The organism is Bifidobacterium ramosum, assembly GCF_009299505.1.
GTDB lineage: Bacteria > Actinomycetota > Actinomycetes > Actinomycetales > Bifidobacteriaceae > Bifidobacterium > Bifidobacterium ramosum.
Genome location: NZ_WBSM01000001.1, coordinates 1 through 20,530, shown reverse-complemented (window position 1 = coordinate 20,530; position 20,530 = coordinate 1). Strand labels below are relative to the sequence as shown.

General features: G+C 64.3%; 14 protein-coding genes. 6 read left to right on the top strand and 8 right to left on the bottom strand.

Annotated features, from left to right (window positions below):
• Positions 1 to 67: 67 nt before the first annotated feature.
• From DSM100688_RS00070 to rpoZ, 4 genes are all read right to left on the bottom strand, one after another.
• The gene (locus DSM100688_RS00070; RefSeq protein ID WP_152357157.1) at positions 68 to 2,428 is read right to left on the bottom strand and encodes a primosomal protein N'; all 2,361 of its coding nucleotides are present in this window, start codon (positions 2,426 to 2,428) and stop codon (positions 68 to 70) included.
• 839 nt (positions 2,429 to 3,267) lie between these two features.
• On the bottom strand, positions 3,268 to 4,572 hold the full coding sequence (locus DSM100688_RS00065; protein ID WP_152357156.1) for a class I SAM-dependent methyltransferase: 1,305 nt from the start codon (positions 4,570 to 4,572) through the stop codon (positions 3,268 to 3,270).
• 230 nt (positions 4,573 to 4,802) lie between these two features.
• The gene (metK, locus tag DSM100688_RS00060; RefSeq protein WP_152357155.1) at positions 4,803 to 6,026 is read right to left on the bottom strand and encodes a methionine adenosyltransferase; all 1,224 of its coding nucleotides are present in this window, start codon (positions 6,024 to 6,026) and stop codon (positions 4,803 to 4,805) included.
• Between the two features lie 186 nt (positions 6,027 to 6,212).
• Positions 6,213 to 6,497, bottom strand: coding sequence for a DNA-directed RNA polymerase subunit omega (rpoZ, locus tag DSM100688_RS00055; protein ID WP_033493015.1), 285 nt, complete (start codon positions 6,495 to 6,497; stop codon positions 6,213 to 6,215).
• Between the two features lie 289 nt (positions 6,498 to 6,786).
• On the opposite strand from rpoZ, the gene DSM100688_RS00050 reads away from it, so the two are divergent.
• Together DSM100688_RS00050 and DSM100688_RS00045 are read left to right on the top strand one after the other, a co-directional pair.
• The gene (locus DSM100688_RS00050) at positions 6,787 to 8,622 is read left to right on the top strand and encodes an FtsX-like permease family protein (RefSeq protein WP_152357154.1); all 1,836 of its coding nucleotides are present in this window, start codon (positions 6,787 to 6,789) and stop codon (positions 8,620 to 8,622) included.
• A gap of 28 nt (positions 8,623 to 8,650) precedes the next feature.
• On the top strand, positions 8,651 to 9,325 hold the full coding sequence (locus DSM100688_RS00045) for an ABC transporter ATP-binding protein (protein ID WP_152357153.1): 675 nt from the start codon (positions 8,651 to 8,653) through the stop codon (positions 9,323 to 9,325).
• A 289-nt stretch (positions 9,326 to 9,614) separates the two neighbouring features.
• Here DSM100688_RS00045 and DSM100688_RS00040 read toward each other — a convergent pair whose 3' ends face one another.
• The 3 genes from DSM100688_RS00040 to DSM100688_RS00030 all read right to left on the bottom strand — a co-directional run bounded on the left by DSM100688_RS00040 (position 9,615) and on the right by DSM100688_RS00030 (position 14,683).
• Positions 9,615 to 12,149, bottom strand: a complete 2,535-nt coding sequence (locus DSM100688_RS00040; protein WP_152357152.1) for an ATP-binding cassette domain-containing protein — start codon at positions 12,147 to 12,149, stop codon at positions 9,615 to 9,617.
• Between the two features lie 173 nt (positions 12,150 to 12,322).
• Positions 12,323 to 12,931 carry an ECF transporter S component gene (locus tag DSM100688_RS00035; RefSeq protein ID WP_152357151.1) on the bottom strand — a complete coding sequence of 203 codons (609 nt, stop codon included), beginning with the start codon at positions 12,929 to 12,931 and terminating at the stop codon, positions 12,323 to 12,325.
• A 384-nt stretch (positions 12,932 to 13,315) separates the two neighbouring features.
• Entirely contained in the window at positions 13,316 to 14,683 is a 1,368-nt protein-coding gene (locus DSM100688_RS00030) for a dipeptidase (protein ID WP_152357150.1), read from the bottom strand.
• Between the two features lie 100 nt (positions 14,684 to 14,783).
• Between DSM100688_RS00030 and DSM100688_RS00025 the strand changes: the two genes are divergently transcribed.
• The 4 genes from DSM100688_RS00025 (at position 14,784) to glnA (ending at position 19,785) form a co-directional block, all read left to right on the top strand.
• A complete protein-coding gene (locus tag DSM100688_RS00025; protein WP_152357149.1) occupies positions 14,784 to 15,395 on the top strand; it encodes a DUF3043 domain-containing protein in 612 nt (203 codons plus the stop codon).
• A 102-nt stretch (positions 15,396 to 15,497) separates the two neighbouring features.
• Positions 15,498 to 16,997 (top strand): FAD-dependent oxidoreductase, encoded by a 1,500-nt coding sequence (locus DSM100688_RS00020; protein ID WP_152357148.1) that lies wholly within the window; start codon positions 15,498 to 15,500, stop codon positions 16,995 to 16,997.
• Positions 16,998 to 17,114: 117 nt separating this feature from the next.
• Positions 17,115 to 17,930 (top strand): DUF4191 domain-containing protein, encoded by an 816-nt coding sequence (locus DSM100688_RS00015; protein WP_152357147.1) that lies wholly within the window; start codon positions 17,115 to 17,117, stop codon positions 17,928 to 17,930.
• Positions 17,931 to 18,348: 418 nt separating this feature from the next.
• On the top strand, positions 18,349 to 19,785 hold the full coding sequence (gene glnA / locus DSM100688_RS00010) for a type I glutamate--ammonia ligase (protein ID WP_152357146.1): 1,437 nt from the start codon (positions 18,349 to 18,351) through the stop codon (positions 19,783 to 19,785).
• A gap of 246 nt (positions 19,786 to 20,031) precedes the next feature.
• On the opposite strand, the gene DSM100688_RS00005 is transcribed toward glnA, so the two are convergent.
• On the bottom strand, positions 20,032 to 20,343 hold the full coding sequence (locus tag DSM100688_RS00005; protein ID WP_152357145.1) for a hypothetical protein: 312 nt from the start codon (positions 20,341 to 20,343) through the stop codon (positions 20,032 to 20,034).
• Positions 20,344 to 20,530 lie beyond the last annotated feature (187 nt).

Below are 20,530 nucleotides of genomic sequence, written 5' to 3'. Positions count from 1 at the left end.
CTTTCCGTGCACCATCGTCCCATGCCACGACGACCAACCAACGGCCGACCGGCCTGTCAGCCGTTTGTCAGATCAGGTCTTTCGGATCGAGCCGGAACCGCAGCTCCCCCGGCTCGCGCGCGGCCACGTGCCGGGATACGGCGTCGCGCAGCCGGATCGCGAGTTCGGCGCGCCGCGACTGGGCGACGCGCACCACGACCTTGACACGGTCGGCGGTGCTTTCCAGTTCGCGCGCGTTGATGGTGACCGGCTGCGGAATCGGCACCGGACCGAGCACCGCGGGCAGTTCCTCGCCACCGATCGTCACCGTGGCCCACTCCCCCGCGCGGCCGTTCGCGCCGATCGTACCGCTCACGCCGATACGGGCGAGTGCGGTCGCCACCGCGTCGCGGCGTCCCCACACACAGGCCGCCGCACATACCGGCGGCAGACCCGTCTCGCGTCGCTCGTCGAGGTCCCGTGCGGCGAGCAGCGGCGAATCCCACAGCATCAGCGCCTGCGCGATGGCCGGATCGGTTTCGCCGAGCAGGAGTCCTTGTCCGCCGCGCGATCGTGGCGCGCACAGGGCCATGGCCCGCATCCATGCGGCCAGTGCGTCCGAGCGCGCGTCCACGCCGGGTGCGTACAGACTCGTCCATGCATCGAGGATCGCGACGGCTCGGTATTCACGACCGGCAGGGCCGTCGCCGTCGCGGATCGGCCGTACGCGCGGCTCGGCGCCGGGTGTGGCGATGACGATCTGCGGCCGGCATGCGATCGATTGGACGATGCCGTGCGGCTGGCTCGGCGAGGAGACGACGATGGGCACGCCGCGGAATAGTCCTGCGAGTTCCTGCGCGGTGCCGGCCGCGCCGACGCGGATGACACGCAGCCGCTCGCCGCCACAGCCGGGGCAGGTCCAGTTCACGGTGGCGGCGCCGCACCAACGGCAACGCGGCGCCGGCGCGGCAGTAGCGGTGGCAGCGGCAGCATTCGGCGGAGTGCCGGCGCGTCGGCCGCCGTTTGCATTCAGGTTCGCGGACACGGCGAGTTCGAGCGGCCCGGTACAGCGCGGGCAGCGCGCCTGACGATGGCAGCGCGCGCAGCTCAGGCTTTGCGTGATGCCGTCGGCGGGGATGGACAGCAGCACCGGGCCGCGTTCGAGTGCGGCGGTGAGGATGCGGACGGCGGTGTGCGGCACGCGTGCGCCGATGGTCGGGTCGGCGATGCGTGCGAGTTCGTCGCGGTTGAGCCAGCGGATCCACGGGGTCTGGTCCTTGACGACGGCGGGCAGCGGATGAATGGCGGTGGAGAAGCCGCTGGTCGGCGTGTCACGTACCGTGGCCGGGTCACCGTCGCCGTTCGTCTCCCATTGGCTGATCGGACTGCGCGCGTTGGCGAGGCTGACGAACACGCCGCCGTGCGCCTTGGCACGCAGCCGCAGCACGCCGCGCGCGTTGGGATACGGCATGAAGCCGTCCATGTTCTGGTAGGCGAGATCATCGACGATGGCGAACAGCGCGGGGCCTTCGACCGGCGCGTACATGGCCGATCGCGCGCCGATCGCGCAGCGCACCTGCCCGGTGGCGATGGCAAGATAGGAGCGGTAGCGTTCGGCGGGCGGCATGGCGCTGCCCTCAAGCACGGCGAAGTCGCCGCGCCAGCCGCCATGCGACGCCTGGTCGGGCGAGAACGGGCGCAGTCCGCAGCCGTCGGCGAGCACGCGGGCGAAATCGTCGACCTCGCGCGCGGTGGGCAGCACGATCACCGCCGATTTGCCGGCGAGCAGCGCCTCGAGTGTCATCCAGGCGAGGTCGGTCGCCCATCGTGCGGCGCCGGGCAGCGCGTCGACCACGAACGCGGCGAAATCAGTACCGTCCAGCGCCGCGCGCAACCGTTCCGCATGGTCGTACGATTGGCGGAATCCAGCGAATCCGGTGTCACGGGCCTGCCGCTGCCGGTCGCCGAAGCGTTCGTGTCCCTGCCATACGGCGCCGGCGGCGAGCCGTTGCTCCTGATCGATGCGGGCGACGCGCGTCGGTACGGCGAGGCGCAGGATGTTGGCGCGGGTGCCGCCGTACGCGTCGGCGATCAGCGTGATGTCACGTCGCATCGCGGCGGAGACGAGCGGCGACGGCGTGAGGATGCGTTCGAGATAGCGCAGCGACGACGATGGCGTGTCGCTGGAGGCAGCGCGGTTCCAGATGATGCCGTTGACGCGTTGACCGCCGAATCGGACGCGGACCATCGTGCCGGGCTGCGCGGCGTCGGATTGGCTTGCGTCGACGAGATAGTCGAAGGTACGGCCGAGATGGGTGGCCTGGATATCGAGCACGACCTGTGCGATGGGGTCGTCGGCAGTCGGCGTGCGGGATTCGGGCGCACGTTTGCGGCGCTTGCGTGGGGCGAGCCCGTCAAGCGCCAGCTGTTCGGCGTCCGGCATGGTCATATCTCCCTGTTGTACCACACCTGCTCTGCTGTACCACACCCGACTCGGGCAAACCTGCAAACTCGAATCCTTGCGTTCTTGCGAACCTGCATTCTTACAACTCGCACACTCACAACGGACAACCAGCCGATTTTGCCCCGTAAACCGGCTGTATGTCCGTTGATTCTGATTCTAATGGCGGATTATCCGGCAAGCCGTCCCGAACCTCCATCCCCCTCCCCTCACAACGGACAACCAGCCGATATCAACCCCAAAATCGGCTGTATGTCCGTTAGATGAATAAGCTGCACAATCCAAAAACGTCCCACGACCAAATACCCCACAATTCCAACGGACATACAGCCGGTTTGACCGGGGTAATCGACTGTACGTCCGTCGAAGATGGGAAACCCAAGGATGCACACGCATCGGCCACCACGCCACACCACCAGTGCAAGAAATTCGGGAAAACAGCCGCATCGTCCCGAAATCCTTGCTCTCACTCGCCCTCAGCGCAACTTTTTCGGGAAAACAGCCCACTTCTCCCGAATTTCTTGCACTGACCAACTCTCAGCGCAAGAAATTCGGGACGAACGCCATCATTCCCCGAAACCCTTGCGCATCACCAACGACACCCACGCCTTAACGGACATACAGCCGATAACAGCCACGGAATCGGCTGCATGTCCGTTAGAGGAGCACGCTGCAACGCCCAGGAAACGCCCCGACGATCACATACCTCACAACTCCAACGGACATGCAGCCGATTCCACTCCACAAATCGGCTGTATGTCCGTTGGAGGGAACAAGCAGCAAAGCCGCACAACGACACGCCCCCGCACAACGACGCGCAGCTCCGACTACGCCCGCCACCACGGACGCAGCGGATACCACTTGCCGTCCGGATGCCCCACGCGATCCGGCTTGACCGCAAGGAACTGATGCACCTGAATACCATCGATTTCGAAGTTGAGCGCGCACGCGGCCATGTACAGGCCCCATACCTTCGCGCGCTCGAATCCGACCTCGGCCACGGCCTCATCCCAATGCTCGGACAGGTTGTGATTCCAGTGATGCAGCGTGAGCGCGTAGTGCTGGCGCAGGTTCTCCTGATGCACCACGTTGAAGCCGGCGTCGTGGATGCAGCTTTCGATGAATCCCGGCGCGCCGAGGTCGCCGTCGGGGAAGATGTACCGGTCGAGGAATTCATCGGTGCCGGGCTTGCCGTTCGGCTTGTCGTGGCTGATGGTGATCTGGTGGTTGAGCAGTCGGCCGCAGGGCTTGAGGAGCTTGAACATCTCTTCGAAGTAGCTCTGGTAGTTCTTCACGCCCACGTGTTCCATCATGCCGATCGAGCAGATGCCGTCGAAGTCGCGTTCGGGCACGTCACGGTAGTCCATCACGCGCAGTTCGGCCAGATCTTCCAGCCCTTCGCGCTTGATCCACTCCTGGCCGTATTCGATCTGCTCCTTCGACAGCGATACGCCGAGCGCCTTGATGCCGCGTTTGGCGGCCTCGATCACGAGCGTACCCCAGCCGCAGCCGATGTCGAGCAGCCGGTCTCCGGGCTTCAGACCAAGTTTGTCGAGCACGAGCCGGATCTTGTTGAGCTGCGCGTCCTCCAGGCTCGTGTCTTCGGTCGGGAACACGGCGCACGTGTAGGTCATGGTGGGGCCGAGGAAGTTGCGGTAGAACGTGTTGGACAGGTCGTAGTGGAAGCTCACGGTTTCGCTGTCGGCCTTTTCGGTGTGCGGCAGCAGTCCGGATTTGATACGCGCGAACTTGGACGGGCCTTCGGTCGCGGGCACAGGAGCCTTGCGGATGCCGTGGCTGAGAATCGAGCCGGCGACCTTGGCGATCGAAAGCGGCGACAGCGGCTTGACATACGGAGCGAGGGACAGCAGCCGGCGCAGCTGCGGGTACGGGTCGGCGTAGTCGATGCCGTCGATGTCGAAGTCGCCGAGCACGTAGGCGCGCACGGCACCGATCTCGTTCGGATGCTCCAACAACTGGTACACGGCGTTCGGGGTGTTGACCCGCACGACCAGATCGGCCGTCTGCGGGCCGAAGGTCGAGCCGTCGAACGCCTCGACGCGCAGCAGCGGATTGGGTTCGATGAATTCGCCGACCATTTCGGCGACGGTCATTGTCTTGCCATAGCTCATGGTTCGCCTCTTTCTGTAATGCTCTGCGGAACCGTGTCCGGCATGCGACGGCCGTTGCCGGTTCACGCGCGGATTGCGCGATCCGCAACGGCCGCACGCGTATGACGTGTCGCGCACGGCTTGCAAAAAAGCGCCCACCGCGAACCACATTCACGGCAGGCGCCATAGTCTGTCATTGAGTTATATGCCGACGCATGTACGTCGGTGCAGCCGGTTGGATCGGCCTCGGATCACTCGGCCTCGGCTTCGATCGCGGCCTTGAGCTCGTCGACCTTGTCGGTGCGCTCCCACGTGAAGTCCTTGTCCTCGCGGCCGAAGTGGCCGTATGCGGCGGTCTTCGAGTAGATCGGACGCAGCAGGTCGAGTTCGTCGATGATCGCGGCCGGACGCAGATCGAACACCTTGCGCACCGCGCGCTGGATCTGGTCGCGGGTCACGCCGCCGATCTCGGTGCCGTACGTCTCGACGTTCACGGACACCGGGTCGGCCACGCCGATCGCGTACGCGACCTGCACCTCGACACGATGCGCGAGTCCGGCGGCGACGATGTTCTTGGCGACCCAACGCGCGGCGTACGCGGCGGAACGGTCGACCTTGCTCGGGTCCTTGCCGGAGAACGCACCGCCGCCGTGGTGGGCGGCGCCGCCGTACGTGTCGACGATGATCTTGCGTCCGGTCAGGCCGGAGTCCGCGGCCGGGCCGCCCAGCACGAACGAACCGGTCGGGTTGACGAGCACGCGGTAGTCGTCGTGCTCGACCTTGTCGCCAAGGACCTCGTCAAGCACCGGCTTGATGACATGCTCGACGAGCTGCGCCTCGAGCCAGTCGTGCGTGGCCTCGGGATCGTGCTGCGTGGAGATGAGCACCGTGTCGAGACGCACGGCGTGATCGTTTTCGTCGTATTCGATGGTGACCTGGGTCTTGCCGTCCGGACGAAGATGCGGCACCTCGCCGCTCTTGCGCACCTGCGCGAGCCGGTACGCGAGACGGTGCGCCAAGTGGATCGGCAGCGGCATCATCACGTCGGTCTCATCGGTCGCATAGCCGAACATCACGCCCTGGTCGCCGGCGCCCTGCGCCTCGTAGCGCTCCTCGCGGGAGGCCGCGGTCTCCTGCTCGTGGCTCAGACGGGACACGCCCTGGTTGATCTCCGCGCTCTGGCCGGTGATGGAGACGAGCACGCCGCACGAGTCGGCGTCGAGACCGACCTCGCTGCTCGTGTAGCCGATGCGACGTACCACGTCGCGCACCACGTGCTGCACCTCGCAGTAGCCTTCGCTGTTGACCTCGCCGAAAATGAGGAACTGGCCGACACCGGCCACGGTCTCCACAGCGACGTGCGAGTGGATGTCCTGCCGCAGCAGATCGTCCAGAATCGCATCCGAAATCTGATCACAAATCTTGTCGGGATGTCCCTCAGTCACCGATTCGGCCGAAATCAATCGTCGTTCCATACTGCTTCACACCTCTATATACCCGCCTGATTCCCCTATCGGTCACGCCGACGGATGGCGGACCGGAACTTGTCACGTTAAAAAATAATACGCCCCGCCGATACGCTGGTATGGAAGTGATTTCTCCCACAACATATCGGACGGGGCGTAGACGCTATAATGCGTCGATCAAGCCAAGAATGTCGATCAGTTGCCTTCGCTCAGATCATCCTCGCCGAGGGTCTCCTCGAGCAGACCCTCGTTAATCTCGCGGAACGCGATGGACAGCGGCTTCTCCTGGTTCTGGTATTCGACCAGCGGGCCGACGTTCTGCAGCAGGCCCTCGTTGAGCTGGGTGAAGTAGGAATTGATCTGACGGGCGCGCTTGGCGGCGAAAATCGCGAGCGCGTACTTGGAATCGGCATGCTCCATCAGATCGTCGATCGGCGGATTCGCAAGTCCCTGCGGGCGGGGATCGGTGCCAAAAGCCATGGTGTTGTTCTCCGAATCATCAATACGTAGCGTTACAGCTGTTCCAACCTAACGAATATACCCCGACCCCTCGTCTTCGCGGCCGCATCATGCGATCGAGCGACCCTTATACCATCATCGTTCTCAGATGACGCTCAGGAAACGTCCAAGAACATCGCACGAACCGGCCAGAACGGCTCCAGCGGCGCCACAGGCGTTTGCCACATGGCGGCGGTTTCATGACAGGTATCGGGTCGCCCAAGTTCGGCCCGCGGAACAGAACCATACAAAGCCACGCAAAGGAACCGTCATGTTCGTACTGAAGAACGCCTGGCGCAATGTCATACGCAACAAGGGGCGAAACATTCTCGTCGCCATCATCGTCGCCATCATCGCGGCCGCAGCCACCATCGGTCTGGCCATCCGGCAGGCGGCCGTCACCGCACGCGAAACCGGTCTCGACAACACCACCATCACCGCGCAGATCAGCTTCGACCGCAGCAAGGCGATCAGTGAGCTGCGCGAATCGTCGTCATCCGATTCGTCCAGCTCATCCGACTCCTCCGACTCGTCGTCATCGTCGTCCGACTCCAAGCCGGACTTCGACGCGATGCGTGAGGCGATGAGCGACAAGCAGCTGTCGCTGGCCGACTACGAGAAGTACGCGAAGGCGTCCAGCGCGGTCAAGTCGACGTATTACACGGAGACGGCGTCGCTGGCCGAAACCGACGCCGTCCAGCCGGTCGAGGACTCCACGTCGTCGGGTTCGTCGTCATCGTCGTCATCGTCGTCATCCTCGTCGTCCGATTCGTCCAGCTCGACGTCCGATAGCGACTCGACGAAGTCCGACGGCAACGCGCAGTCCGGCGACGGCCAGCAGGGCCAGCCAGGCGGAGGTCAAGGCGGCGGCGACATGGGCGGTGGCATGACCATGGCCTCCGGCGACTTCTCGCTCGTCGGCTTCTCCTCCGACGAGGCCGTGGCCAACGCAGAGAACGGCACGTTCACCATGAGCGACGGCGAGGTCTTCGGCTACGACTCCGACTCGGACGGCGACGTGATCATCTCCAAGGAACTCGCCGATTTCAACAACCTCAAAGTCGGCGACACGTTCACGCTCGAGAACGTGAACGACGAGGACACCACCTACACGTTCACCATCGTCGGCATCTACGAGAACAGCACCGAATCGTCCAACCAGATGGGCGGTCCGATGGGCTCGACCGCATCCGACCCGGCGAACGCGATCTACACGTCCGTCTCCACGTTGAAGTCGCTCGGCCTCGACGCCGATTCGACGACCTCCTCCACCGACTCGAGCGGCAACACCGTCGAGACCGCGGCCGCGCAGCTCAACTACACGTACGTGTTCTCCAGCAAGGACGATTATGAGCAGTTCGTCTCCGACGCCGAGAAGGCCGGCCTGAGCGACGACTACACCGTCTCGTCCGCCGACGTGGAGCAGTACGAGTCCAGCCTCGTGCCGCTCGACAACCTCGCGCAGTTCGCGCTGACCCTGCTGTGGATCGTGCTCGGCGTGGGCGCGGTGGTGCTCGTGGTACTCACCCTGTTCAACGTGCGCGAGCGCAAGTACGAGGTCGGCGTGCTGACGGCGATCGGCGTGAAGAAGGTCAAGGTGGCGGCGCAGTTCACGTTCGAGCTGCTCGTAGTCACGATGATCGGCCTCGCGCTCGGCGCGGCGGGCGGCGCGGTCGCCTCGGTGCCGGTGTCGAACCAGCTGCTGGCCGCGCAGGTCGCGCAGCAGGAGTCGCAGGCGTCCAGCCAGAACGCGCAGTTCGGCCGCGATATGCAGGGGCCGGGCGCGCAGGGCGGCTCATCGTCCAGCAGCAGCTCGTCGTCATCCGACTCGTCGTCCGATGCTTCCGGCAGCGATTCGTCCAACTCGAGCGATTCGTCCAGCTCGTCATCCTCCGCCAACGCGCAGAACCAGCCGGGCGGCAACGGGCCGCGCGGCATGATGGGCCAGGCCGTGAACTACGTCTCGAACGTGAACGCGACCGTGAACCTCAAGATCGTCGGCCAGCTGCTGCTCATCGGACTCGGCCTGACACTGGTCGCCGCGCTCGTCGCCGTCGTGTTCGTCATGCGCTACGAGCCGCTGCAGATCCTCGCCGACCGTTCGTGATCCCGTCTACTTCGCAAAGGATTTCATCATGACCGAACCAACCCCCATCCTCGAACTCGACAACGTCAGCTATTCGTACACCAAGGGCGGCAAGAAGGTGCTGAAAAACATCAGCCACACGTTCCGCACCGGCGAGGTGTACTCGATCACCGGTCCGTCCGGCGCGGGCAAGACCACGATGCTGTCGCTCATCTCCGGCCTGACCTCCCCCACCGAAGGCAAGGTCGTCTACAACGGCAAGGATCTTGCCAAGCAGGACCGCTACGACTATCGCAGCCACGACATCGGCGTGATCTTCCAGAGCTTCAACCTGCTGCCGCAGCTGACGGTGGCGGAGAACATCATACTGTCGATGGACGCGTCGGGCAAGACGTTCGACAAGCCGAAGAAGGACATCGCCGTGAAGCTCCTCGAACAGGTGCATCTACCGGCCGAGTACGCGAACGAACGGATCCTGCACCTGTCGGGCGGCGAACAGCAGCGCGTGGCGATCGCCCGGGCGCTGAGCTATGACCCGAAGGTCGTGGTGGCGGACGAGCCGACCGGCAACCTCGACATGGCCACGCAGGACGACATCATGTCGATCTTCCGCGCGCTGGCCCATGACGAGGACCGTTGTGTGATCATCGTGACGCACAGCCCCGAGGTGGCCGCCGCGTCCGACGAGGTCTTCGAGCTCGCCCCGCTGCGCCGTCGCGCCTAAGCCACACCCTCTAACGCACTCGCCCCTTTCCAAAAGGCCGGCTCCCTCAACCTCTAACGGACATACAGCCGATTTGCATACCGAAATCGGCTGTATGTCCGTTAGAGGGTACCGGCCCGCTCCTGCAGCGACGCCTTGCGGAAACCGGGCTTTTTTATTCGAGCGTCGGGCCCTTTTATCCAGACGTCAAACTCTATATATTCAACGGACAACCAGCCGATTCGCCCTGGGAATCGACTGGTTGTCCGTTGAGGTTTATTGGTTCCGCTGTCCGTTGAGGTTGGGGAGATTACGCGGAGAACAACGGCTGGTTCCAGTAGCCGGTGAGCACCGCCGCGGTCAGCGCGATCGTCGGCACGGCGACGGCGATCGCGTATCCCACGACGTCGATCGCGTGCAGCGACGACACGCGCGCCTGCGAACGCGGTCCGGAGCCGCCGAATCCGCGCGCCTCCATCGCCGTGGCGAGCTTGGTCGCCCGTCGAATCGACAGCACGAGCAGGCCGAACGCCTGCGACAGCGCGCGTTTGACGGCGCCCTCGTCGCCGAGGCCGCGCGACCGCCGCGCCAGTCCAAGCGCACGCCAGTCCTCCTGCAGCAGCGTGAACATGCGCATGCCGGCCAGTCCGCCGTACACAAACCGCGGCGACAGGTGCAGCAGTTGCACGAGCCCGTCGGCCAGATCGGTCGGATCGAGGCCGAGCGCGAGGATCACGCCGGGCATGGCGATCGCGAGCACGCGCAGGAACGTGGCGCACGCGAAGTACACGGATCCCTCGGTCACGTGGATCACGCCGAGTTCAAGCAGCGTCGCGCCGGATGCCTTGCCGTACAGGAACACGGACACGAAGCCGCCGGCCGCGGCGATCCACACCGGCCATGTTTTGCGGCATGCGGCGATCGGGTTCACACCGCCGATCCACAGCAGGGCCAGTTCGATGCCGAGCGCCGTGGTCGCGCTCACCACATCGAGGGAGAAGAACATCGGAATGCACAGGATCAGGCCCATGACGAAACGGCTCACCGGGTTGATGCGTGCGATGAACCACGACGGCGACGCGGGCTTGGCGGGTTCGTGGCGTTCGCTTTGCGGGCTGACACGTACGATCTGCGCGACGGCGTCCGTTGCGGTATTCGTTACGGCATCCGTTGCGGATGATACGGACACGGCGGAATCCGACGGCACGGATGCGGACGATACCGACGCCGCCGGTTCACGCGGGACATCGCCGTCCGTACGCATCTCCCCTGCTTCGAACCGCACGCGCGTCGCACCCAGCGCATCAACGAGCGGCTCGTCGTGCGTGACCATGATCACGGCCGACCCTTCGTCGCGGGCAATGGCGATAAGCCGTACCATTTCGGTCCACGTGGTGAAATCCTGTCCGAACGTCGGCTCGTCCATAATGAGCACCTTGGGTGCGGCGGCCAGCATCGATGCGACTGAAAGGCGTCGTTTCTCGCCGCCGGACAGCGTGTACGGGTTGGCTTTGGCGAAGCGCGCGAGACCAAGCCGCTCGAGCATGTCGTCGGCGATGCGGTACGCCTCGTCGTCGCCCGCACCCATGCCCTTCGGACCGAGCGCCACCTCGTCGCGCACGCTGTTGGTGACGAACTGATGTTCCGGTTCCTGGAAGACCATGCCGACACGGCCAAGCAGCTCACGGCTCCTCCAGTGCACGGGTTCGTCGTTGGCGGACGCGCCGCGACTGGCCGGCGCAAGGTCGGCGGAGACGCGCACGTGTCCGGCGAGCGGCCGCAGCAGTCCGGCGAGGGTGAGCGCCATCGTGGATTTGCCGGCGCCGTTCGGTCCCATGAGCGCGTAGACCTCGCCGCCGCGGAAGGCCAGGTTCGCATGTTCGCCGAGCGGCGTGCCGCGGCCGAACGACAGATCGTCGGCAATGAGCAACGGCTTGCCGGACTGCGCGCGGCCGTATGCCTCACGCGTCGTACGGTATGTGGTCGGCACGGCGCGTCCCGGCACCCATGCACCGCCGTCGGCAAGCACGTCGCCCATCGTGGAGAACACCTCGTTCGGCGTGCCGTCGGCGATCACGCCGCCGGTGACGTTGCCGTCCTCGGGCCGGCCGAGCACGATCACACGATCGATCAGGTCGAGCCACACATCGATGTGATGTTCGACGACGACCATCGTCTCGCCGGTCTTCGCGAGCACGTCGCGCACGGCGTCGTGCACTTCGCGCACGCCTTCGGGGTCAAGATTCGCGGTCGGTTCATCGAGCAGCAACAGTCCCGGATGCATGGCGAGCACGCCGGCAAGCGCGAGCCGTTGACGTTGGCCGCCGGATAGGTGGGCGGTGGAGCGGGTCAGGTCGAGGTCACCAAGGCCGACGATGCCGAGCGATTCGCGAACGCGGCGCCAGGTTTCATCACGTGGCACGTCGAGGTTTTCGCAGCCGAACGCGGCGTCGTCGCCCACGCGTTCGAGGATGATCTGCGAGTCGGGGTCCTGCAGAACCAGCCCGGCTCGGCCGCGTGCGTCACGTGCTTCGACGCCGTCGAGCGTGAGCGAGCCTTCCTCCTCGCCTTCGTCGTCGCCGCCGAGCACGCCGGCCAGTGCGGCCATGAGCGTGGATTTGCCGGCGCCGGATGCGCCGAGCAGCAGCACGTGTTCGCCGGGTCTGATGTCGAAGTCGACGTGGCGCAGGGCGAAGTCGCGGCGGGTGGAGTGCCGCCAGCCCCAGTCACGTGCGCGTACGGCGACGGGTGCGATCGGCTCGGTCGGCGCGTGGGTTGCGGCTGCAACTGCGGTCGCCGATGCGTCGGCCGGATCGTCAAGGGTTGCGGAAGGTGCGGAAGTCATGGATGCCCCGTGATTCAAAGATGCGTATGTATGCGGTGCCGTACACGATGACGTGTGGATGATGACGTACGGATACGCGGATTATGTATTGTGCGTCGTGTGCGGCGGAAATGACGACAGACAAAAACGGCTCTTCCGCGCACAGGTCGCGGAAGAGCCGTGATGGATGACGATCAGACCAGCGCCTGCGCGCGGCCGGATTCGAAGCGGTCGAGCACGCCGGTCGCGGCGAGCGCGCGCTGCAGGTACCAGCAGACCACGCCGAACACCGCGCCGGAGATGAACGAGGTGACCAGGTAGACGATCACCTGCACCGGGCCCCACGCCGGGTTGGTGATCCAGTAGTAGACGGCGCAGCCGATGCCGGCGAAGGCATTGGACAGGACGACGGAGACGAGGTCCCACTTCTTATACAGGAAGATCGCGAGGCCGATTTCGGCGAACAGGCCCTGCACGATGCCGACGATCAGCGAACCGCCGACGCCCCACTGGTTGCCGAGGGTGAGCTCGAGGAACGCGGCGAGCGTTTCGGCGAAGAGGGCCGCGCCGGGCTTACGCACGATGATCGCGGCGAGCGGGCCAGCGAACAGCCAGAAGCCGTTGAGCAGGCCTTCGAAACCGGGGGTGACCGCGCCGAAGACGGCGAGCGGGACGGCGCAGACGACGTCCCAGCCCCAGAAGATGACGCCGGAGGCGATGGCGATGATGGCGGCGACGACGATATCGACGATGCGCCACTTGTTGGAGTGCTTGGTGGCCGCGTTGGTTTCGTTTGCGGACATAATGGGTGCCTTTCTCTCTTAACGCGCCGAAGATCCGGCGTTTGCAAGGCACGGGAAGGAGCGACGTCCGTTCGCCGGCATTACCCGGACTCACGTTCAATCGGTCGAGGGAATCCTCATCTCAGCCGCTGCCCAGCGCATCGCGCCGGCCGCAGCCCCCGTGTCAACGATTCCCGAGCATAACCCAATCCCCCGCCATTGTCCATAGCCCTCAACGGACATACAGCCGTTTTCATCGTTGGAATCGGCTGTATGTCCGTAGAGGATGGGGAGCTCCGTAGTCAGGGAACGTTCCCTGACGTCGCACGCTCGCTTCCCTGACGGACATCCAGCCGATTCCAACGATGAAAACGGCTGGATGTCCGTCAGGGGGTGCGGGCACAGCTACTTGCCGAGCTTGGCGAGGAGGAGCGCCTCGGTGATGACGTTGTCGCGCAGGCCGGGCAGCGAGATCGACTCGTTCGGGCTGTGCGCGTTCGCCTTCGGATCCTCCGGCCCGGTGACGAGCACCTGCGCGGCCGGGAAGATGCGCTGCAGTTCGGGAATGAACGGAATCGAGCCGCCCTGACCCTGGTTGATCGGCGCGACGCCGAACGCCTCCTCCATCGCCTCGAGCGCGTCCTTCGTGGCTTCGGCGGTCGGGTCCATCGCCCAGCCCATGCCGTTGTCGCCGGCCTCGACCGTCACCTCGGCGCCGAACGGCGCGTGCGTGCGCAGGTACTCCATGAGCGCGGCCTGCGCCTCCTCGGGGCGCTGGCTCGGCGCGGTGCGCAGCGACAGGCGGAAGCGCGCGGCCGGGCTGATCACGTTGAACGAGCCATCGACCGGATGCGCGTCGAACCCGATCACGGTGAGCGACGGCTTGGTCCACAGCCGCGAGGCGAGCGAACCGGTGCCGGCGAGCACGCAGCCGTCCACGACGCCCGCGTCGGCGCGCACGCCGGCCTCGTCCACGTCGCGCTGCAGGCCGCCCACCGGTTCGTCGGCGGCGATGCCGGGCACCGCGAGGTCGCCGTTGGCGTCGTACAGCGACGCGATGAGCATCGCGGCGAGCGTGTTCGCGTCGAGGATCGGGCCGCCGTACTGGCCGGAGTGCACCGGGTGCGTGAGCGAACGCACGGTGACGTCGACGGTCGTGTTGCCGCGCAGCGACGTGGTGAGCGACGGGATGTCCGCGGCCCAGTTGCCCGAGTCGGCGACGATGATGACGTCGGATTCGAATTCGGCCGCATGTTCCTCGATGAACGGGATGAAGCTGGGCGAGCCCATCTCCTCCTCGCCTTCGATGAAGACCTTGATGTTGACCTTGAGGTCGTCGCCGAGCGCCTTGAGCGCGCCGGAGTGGATGGCGATGCCGCCGCCGTCGTCGGCCGAGCCGCGGCCGTACAGACGGTCGCCGACCATGGTCGCGACGAACGGGTCGGTATCCCATTCGGCCGGGTCCGGTACGGGCTGCACGTCGTGGTGGGCGTACAGCAGCACGGTCGGCGCGTTCGGATCGACGATGCGCGAGCCGATGACCTCCCATGCGCCCGGCGTGCCATCTGGGTTGTGCGACTGGACGACCTTCGCGTCGACGCCGACCTGACGCAGCTCGTCGGCGACGAATTCGGCCGAACGCCTCATGTGCTCGCCGGTGATGCCTTCGGCGGAGACGGACTTGAGCGCGACCTTGCGGCTCAGCAGGTCGACGATGCGGTCGAAGTCGCCTTCGACGCGGGAACGGATCTCATCGGCGGTGGGTGCGGCCATGATGCTCCTTTATATGATCGGTAAACGTATGCCAATCAGTCATTGTAGCGGCCCGACGGCACGGTTTCCGCGTCCTGACGTGCCCGTAGGCTGGGCAGCTATGACATGGAATCCGTTCAAGAAGGAAGAGGCCCAGAAGCCGGCCGCCGAGGCCGCGGCTTCCGAGCCGGCACGAGGCGAGAAGAAGGGTCGCCCGACCCCGAAGATGAAGCAGGCGCAGGCGCGCAACATCCGCCCGCTCGTGCCGAACGACCGCAAGGCCAGCGCCAAGGAGGCCAAGGCCCGTCTGCGTGCCCGCGAGGACGCCGAATACACGGCGATGCAGACCGGCGACATCAACCACATGCCGAAGTCGGAGCGCCTGCCGTGGCGCATCTACATCCGCGACTATGTGGACGCCCGGTTCAACCTTGGCGAGTTCTTCATCCCCGTGGCGATCGTCATCCTCATCGCGTCGATGCTCGTCACCACCGTCTGGCCGTCGCTGTCGATCCCGCTGATGGTGGTCATGTACGTGTACCTGTTCGCCGTGATCATCGACGTGTGGCTCATGTGGCGCAAGCTCAAGGTCAAGCTCATCGAGAAGTACGGCGAGAAGTCCGTGTCCAAGGGCATGCGTTCCGGCACGTACGCGTGGAGCCGCGCCATTCAGGTGCGTCGTTGGCGTCTGCCGAAGCCGCGGTATCCGAAGCGTGGGCATTTCCCCGAGTGATCGTCGATGGCTCCCCCTGCGGGAGCCTTTTTCATATCCGGTATCCATTACGATCCCGCTCCCTTTGTCTGAAGGAGACGGGAAGCAGCAGGGAGGCACAACGTGGAACAGCATGTGAAACAATTTGACATCGCGATTGTCGGAGCCGGTCCCGGCGGCTATTCGACGGCGTTGCGCGCGGCGGAACTCGGTCGTTCGGTCGCGCTGATCGAACGCGACGCGACGCTTGGCGGCACGTGTCTGAACCGCGGATGCATACCGTCGAAGGCGCTCATCACCGCCACGCATACGATCGACACCGTCCGCCGCGCGGCCGAGCTCGGCGTGAACGCGTCCGTCGACGGCATCGACTTCGGCCGGCTGCGCGACTATCGGCTGCACATCATCGACACGATGACCAAGGGATTGGCCGGACTGCTCGCGCACCGCGGCGTCACCGTATTTCATGGTGAAGTCACCGGACTGCATCAGGGAACGTCAAGCACGACGGCCGGATACACGTTCGACGTGACCGACTCCCCCGTCGAACGGTATGTCAGGGCCGGCGTGCCCGAACCGCTCGGCGACACGGCGACGATCACCGCGACGCACGTCGTCATCGCCACCGGTTCCCGCCCACGCCCGCTGCCGGGCATCCCGTTCGGCAACGCGCTCATCGACTCCACGCACGCGCTCGCCATCGACGAATTCCCCGCCAGCGCCGTCATCATCGGTTCGGGCGCGGTCGCGCTCGAATTCGCGTCCATGTGGCAGACCGCCGGCACCGACGTCACGCTGCTCATCCGCAAGGACCGCGTCCTGTCCGGCTGGGACCGGCGCGCTGCCGTCACACTCACCCGCGAACTCAAACGGCACGGCGTCACCATCGTCACGCACAGTCATGTCACGCACGTCGACACCGGCGTCAATCTCGGCGCGACCGTCCACTATACGCGCGATGGCGAAGACGGCGAGCACACCGTCTGGGGGCAGATCGCACTGGCCGCGATCGGCCGCGATCCGATCACCGACGCCGACTGGCTCACCGCTACCGGCCTGCGCATCAACGCAGACGGTATGGTCGCCACCGATCCGTACGGCCGTACCAACCTGCCGCACGTGTGGGCGATCGGCGACATCACCGAAGGGCCGGCACTCGCCCATCGCGCGTTCGAGCAGGGCATCACCGTGGCCGAGGCGATCGCCGACGCCGACCCGCGTCCGGTCGACGACGCGACGGTGCCGCAGGTCGTGTTCTCCTCCCCCGAAGCGGCCAGCGTCGGACTGACGCTCGATCAGGCGCAGCTGCGCGACGATCTGGTCAACGTGAGCGAAACCGTGTATCCGATGCTCGGCAACGCGCGCATGCTCATGTCCGGCTCGGCCGGATCGCTGTCGATCGTGGCCGGCGAGTATGCCGCCGACCCCGACGTGCCGGTCGTGCTCGGCGTGCACATCGTCTCGCCGATGGCGTCCGATCTCATCGCCGAAGCCGAGCAGATCGTCGGCAACCACGTACCGCTGCACGACGCGGCGCGGCTGATCCACCCGCATCCGACGTTCTCCGAGACGCTCGGCGAGGCGCTGCTCAAGGCGGACGGGCGGCCGCTCAACACGCGGTGACGGCAGACGGTTGCGGGTATGCGCGGCCGTGCGCGGCTTCGCATGCCCGCACGCCGGGGCAATGGTGCTGGTAGAGTGGTGAAATAGTGTGTTCACCCTGAGTCAAGTGAGGAAGTAATGGCTGAGAAGGACGGAAAGGCGAAGAAGAACGGCCTGTTCTCGCGCATGTCCACCACGGTCAATCAGATCAAACAGATCTACAAGTACACGGCCGCCGAGGACAAGTCGCTGCCGTGGCTGGTCGGAGTCGCGCTCGGCGGACCGATCGTCGTGTTCATCATCCTGGGCATCGTGTTCCGTTGGTCCGTGATCTCGTGGATCCTGCTGATGATCACCGCGATCATGCTCGCCATGCTGCTCGGCACGATGGTGCTCACCAACCGCGCCGACCGCGTCGGCTACATGAAGCTCGAAGGCCGCCCGGGCGCGGCGGTCAGCGTGCTCAAGAACATCAACAAGGCCGGCTTCAACTTCCCGGATCAGCCGGTGTGGATCGACCCGCGCACCAAGGACATGATCTGGCGCGGCACCGGCTACAACGGTATCTATCTGCTCGGCGAAGGCGACTACGACCGCGTCAAGCACGCGATGGAGCGTCAGGAGCAGCGCATCAAGGGCGTCACCGCCGGCTCGCAGATCCCGGTCTACCGCATCTACGTGGGCACCGGCGCGAACCAGACCCGCCTCAAGGACCTGCGCAAGACCGTCGTCAAGCAGAAGGCGTACCGTCCGAAGTCCCAGCCGACCGGCTGGTGGGACACCATGTGGTACAAGATCAAGCCGACCACGCGGTTCATTCTCACCAAGGACGAGCTGGAGACGCTGAACAAGCGCCTCGATACGCTGCAGAGCAAGACCGGCTACGGCATCCCGAAGGGCATCGATCCGAACCGCCCGCAGCGCGTGAGCCGTCGCGCCATGCGCGGCAAGTGATCGCCGTCGCGACGTCACCATTGTCGTCACTGCCGTAACGCTGCGACCGACCAACGTCAGGGGTCTGCAATCATCCGATTGCAGACCCTTTTTGTATATCCCCGTCTCTTTCTCTTCACTCCACCCCACCCCGTAACGGACATACAGCCGATTCGCCGGGTGGAATCGGCTGTATGTCCGTTACGGGAGTCGGGCATATCCGTCAACAGCGGAACCCATCGGTCTCACCAATCGAACACGATCGTGACCGCTCACGTAACGTGCCGTAACACAACAATCGCATCATTCCGCCGTCCGCATCGCACGCACCATGCCGGTTCGCCATCACGAAACATTCTCGTAACCGAAATGACGAGCGGGCGAAACGCACGTTTCTAGACTGTAAGCCTGTAAGTAACTTCACGAAAGGAGCGGTCCCGTGACCGAACTCAAGTCCAAGGAAGACGCCGAGGCCCTTATCAACAAGGAAGGCATCGAGTATGTCTCCGTCCGTTTCACTGATCTGATCGGCGTGCAGCAGCACTTCACCGTGCCGGCAAGCGAGTTCCTGAAGGACGCGTTCACCGACGGCATGCCGTTCGATGGTTCCTCCGTCGAAGGCTTCCAGGCCATCAACGAATCCGACATGAAGCTCGTGCCGGACGTCACGACCGCCTTCATCGACCCGTTCCGCAAGCACAAGACCCTCGACGTGGCCTTCTCCATCGTCGACCCGCTGACCGACGAGCCGTACTCGCGTGACCCGCGTCAGGTCGCCGGCAAGGCCGAGGCCTACCTGAAGTCCACCGGCATCGCCGACACCGCGTCCTTCGCGCCGGAGGCCGAGTTCTTCATCTTCGACAAGGTGCGTTACGAGAACTCCATGCAGCGTTCCTTCTACGAGGTCGACTCCATCGAGGCCCCGTGGAACACCGGCCTCGACACCGAAGAGGACGGCACCCCGAACATCGCGTTCAAGAACCGTGTCAAGCGCGGCTACTTCCCGGTTCCGCCGATCGACCACACCCAGGATCTGCGCGACGACATGGTCGCCAACCTGCAGAAGGTCGGCCTGATCCTCGAGCGCTCCCACCACGAGGTCGCCGGCGCCGGCCAGCAGGAGATCAACTATCGCTTCAACTCCCTGCAGCACGCGGGTGACGACCTGATGAAGTACAAGTACGTCGTGCACGAGACCGCCGCGCTGGCCGGCAAGGCCGCGACCTTCATGCCGAAGCCGCTCGCGGGCGACAACGGCACCGGCATGCACTGCCACCAGTCCCTGTGGAAGGACGGCAAGCCGCTGTTCTACGATGAGAAGAACTACGGTGGCCTGTCCGACATCGCCCGCTGGTACATCGGCGGCCTGATCAAGCACTCCTCCTCCGTGCTGGCCTTCACCAACCCGTCGCTGAACTCCTACCACCGTCTGGTTCCGGGCTTCGAAGCCCCGGTCAACCTGGTGTACTCGGCCCGCAACCGTTCCGCCGCCATCCGCATCCCGCTGGCCGGCACCTCCCCGGCCGCCAAGCGCATCGAGTTCCGCGCGCCGGATCCGTCCTGCAACCCGTTCCTGGCCTTCTCCGCCCAGCTCATGGCTGGCTTGGACGGCATCCTCAACCACATCGAGCCGCCGGAGCCGGTCGACAAGGACCTCTACGAGCTGCCGCCGGAAGAGCACGCGGGCATCAAGCAGGTCCCGAGCTCCCTGGCCGAGGCCATGGATGCGCTGGAAGCCGATCACGACTTCCTGACCGCCGGCGACGTGTTCACCGACGACCTGATCGAGACCTGGATCGACATCAAGCGTGGCGAGATCGACCAGGCCCGTCTGGCCCCGACCCCGCTCGAGTACGAGCTGTACTTCCACATCTGAGTTTTACAGCTCATTACTGTTGCAATTAAGCCAATTTCAACAGTAAGGGTACAAAAGGCGGAAGCCTCATACACAATGGGTGGTCTACTCTGGTTCCAGAGTAGACCACCCATTGTGTATGATGACTGGGTTCATTATGACTGACGAATGATGCTTGACGGGAAGTTTCCATTATGCGTTGAATGGCATCAGCTATTACGGCTATATAGAAATCAAGTGACAGCTAGTGTCATTCGATAATATTTTTCAGGATTTCCATAGTCGCTTTGTCACCATAATGCCGTCCGACACCATGAACGCAAGTATTGCCACAATGGGGAAGAACAGTGTAAGTGGTGCAGCGTAAAATTCGACGGTGTCGACATCCATCATGTTTTGTAGATAGGTGAATGCCAGAGACGGCAAGAGCAACAGAACCACGAGTTGGAATGCAACGGATATTATATACAGTATTACATTAATGATGAATCTGTTACTTGCCTTACGCATGAGGACTACGGAAATTGTGATTGAAATTGCAATGCCGGCAAAGAATGCTAACGATGGAACAATATCCATGATTCTCCTTAATTGTATAAGGCATTCATTGTTTTCTTTGATGGTTTTTAGATTTCAGTGTGTTTAGCTTCAGCGGATAGTTGACGCATGTGTCGGGGCATGGTTGACGGTATGTCCTGGGGCATGGTTGACGGGTTTGGGTGGTGACAATGGTGTATGGACACGTTTTCATCATCATCGGCCGGCA